Annotated in this window: 3 protein-coding genes; all 3 read left to right on the top strand. The window is 60.5% G+C overall.

Annotation, left to right across the window (positions count from 1 at the left end):
• Nucleotides 1–189 precede the first annotated feature (189 nt).
• On the top strand, nucleotides 190–597 hold the full coding sequence (locus E8D38_RS27440; RefSeq protein ID WP_140637452.1) for a hypothetical protein: 408 nt from the start codon (nucleotides 190–192) through the stop codon (nucleotides 595–597).
• Nucleotides 598–760: 163 nt separating this feature from the next.
• Nucleotides 761–1,495, top strand: coding sequence for a DUF1697 domain-containing protein (locus E8D38_RS27435; protein WP_342779618.1), 735 nt, complete (start codon nucleotides 761–763; stop codon nucleotides 1,493–1,495).
• Complete coding sequence (locus E8D38_RS27430) at nucleotides 1,440–2,030, top strand: hypothetical protein (protein ID WP_140637451.1); 591 nt, start codon at nucleotides 1,440–1,442, stop codon at nucleotides 2,028–2,030. Before E8D38_RS27435 ends, E8D38_RS27430 begins: the two co-directional genes overlap by 56 nt.
• Nucleotides 2,031–2,209 lie beyond the last annotated feature (179 nt).

The following is a 2,209-nucleotide window of genomic DNA, read 5'->3' as shown; positions in this document are numbered from 1 at the left end:
ATGCGCAGGAAGTTGCCGTGGCCTGCAAGCGGCTCATTGAGCGCTTCTCAAGCGAGGCATAACCCCTCCATCGAGCGGACAGGCCCCGGCAAGCCGGGTCCTGCCGCTCATGTCGAACGTTAGGCCTCATAGCACTCACAGCCGCGCCATCGCGGATCTGATCGCACCGAACTTATCGCGCTCTGAATCATGCGGATCGAAACTCACACGAACTTCGCCGATCACTACGTCGCCGAATCTGCCGCCTCAAGAGCAGCCATCGTGCCCGTGAACGCTGAAGCTGTGCAGGTACTCATCTGCAAAGACTTGAAAGCCGAAGTCGCCAAGTACGTTGGCCAAGGCTTCGTTCAAGTCGGTCATGCGCAGTTCGTTGGAAAGGGGAATCAGGGTGTCGGTCGAGAGGCACGTGAACAGGCGGCGGAGGTTGGCGCCTCCATCGTGCTATTCACGCTCGTCCCATGCAAACTGCGCGCAGTTCGGAAGGCCGCAGATGGCCAGATCGACATGCCGGCCGTACTTGCCGACCCGCCCTCAGGCTTTTCGCCTAAGGGACATTCAGTCCTCACTTCAGCTTTTCTTGCCAAGCGCGCCGAATGAGGCCTAACCCTTCGCTCGAGCCGACCCGCTCCGGCAAGGCACCCTGGCCGCGAACCGGTGCTGTCTATCATCCGCTTCGCGGCCAGGGTGCCTTGCCTCCACGGTCGGCTCAGCTCAAACGTTAGGCAGCACACAGGCCACCACCGCAGCGAGTCCATCGCACATGCCACGCTATGTCGCGCTCCTGCGCGGAGTCAGCCCCATGAATGCCAAGATGCCCGAGCTCAAGGCTTGCTTCGAGGCAGCTGGCTTCACGGAGGTCCGAACGCTGCTCTCTAGCGGGAACGTCGTCTTCAACTCTCGCTCATCATCCTTGGCAACGCTGGAGCGCCGCGCCGAGAAGGCCATGCAGGCTGAGCTTGGCCGCAGCTTCGACACCTTCGTCCGCCAAGCTGCGTTCCTCCAAGAACTGGTTCAGTCTGAGCCCTTCGCCGAGTTCAAGCTTCCGGCATCAGCCAAGCCCGTCATCACCTTCCTCCGGCGCCCAATGGAGCTGTCTCTTGCCTTGCCCATCGAGCGCGACAACGCGAGCATTCTCAAGTTCACAGGGTCTGAGGTGTTGTCTTCCTATGTTCCAGGCCCGAAGGGGCCGGTCTTCATGGCGCTACTCGAGCGCACGTTCGCCCAAGAGCATCACCACCCGTACGCTCGACACCGTGCGCAAGTGCGCGGTCGCGTAGCAAGCGGTTCGGCGGTCCTCGAGTGCTGCCTAACCCTTCGCTCGAGCGGACCTCCACCGGCAAGGCGCTTGGGCCGCGAACCCGTGGTGCATATCATCGGGCTCGCGGCCCAAGCGCCTTGCCGGTGGCGGCCGCTCAGCTCAAACGTTAGGCGTCATCCACGTGCGCACAGTCACCCTCCTTCTTGCCGCACTCCTCAATCCAGCACTTGCGAGTGAAAGTGAGGTTGACGTCAGTCTTGCAGCGCTCAGCCCAGCCCATCCTCCGGTTGTTGGCAGAAATGTGGTGAGTTCTCCTGCCGGCGTCGTGGTTGCAGTGGTCTTTCCGACCGAGTTCAACGCGCAGCTCGTCGTTCTGAAAGCGGGAAAGGTCGAGCATCAGTCTCCTCAGTTCGAGTTCGTCCGCGTGGCGAACTACGGCGCAGCGTGGGTTGATCAAATCACGGTTCGATCTCGTTCAAGATTCACACTGAAGGTTCGCACGCAGCAGACATGCGGCGCCGCAATCTACGACTACAACTTTGTGCAGAAGGGCGATGTCTGGTACGTTGCTGGCCTCAACCGCGGCGAGTCGCAGTGCTCGGATCACGGAATAGTTCCCTCATGGGAGAAGTCATACAACTTCCTCAATGGCAGAACAATCTCAACTGCCTTCAAAGACGGCCGGCCGCGCAAGGCAGTGGTGGAAAGCAAGCGCTTTCCTCACTTCCTGCTCGCTGATTTTGAGGCGTTGAATCCTCGCTACGAGCCGTGACGCCTAACACCTCCATCGAGCGGACAGCCAACGGCAGGCTTCGCCTGCCGTCGTCTGCCGCTCATGTCGAACGTTAGGCACCAGAAGCAACTCTCGTTGCATCAAGGAAGATAGGCATGCCGTCCAAGAAGAGCAGCAGGAAACCCGCACCTTGGCAGGAGTACGCCGTAACGATCCGC

The sequence above is a fragment of the Methylibium rhizosphaerae genome (assembly GCF_006386545.1).
In the GTDB taxonomy this organism is placed as follows: Bacteria; Pseudomonadota; Gammaproteobacteria; order Burkholderiales; family Burkholderiaceae_C; genus Pseudorivibacter; species Pseudorivibacter rhizosphaerae.
Note: the sequence above shows the minus strand (reverse complement) of the source record. Positions and strands in the feature narration are given on the sequence as shown.

Bases quoted from the DNA above. Each gene is read 5' to 3' on its own strand.
- E8D38_RS27440 (WP_140637452.1), top strand. From the start codon at position 190: ATGCGGATCGAAACTCACACGAACTTCGCCGATCACTACGTCGCCGAA.
- E8D38_RS27435 (WP_342779618.1), top strand. From the start codon at position 761: ATGCCACGCTATGTCGCGCTCCTGCGCGGAGTCAGCCCCATGAATGCC.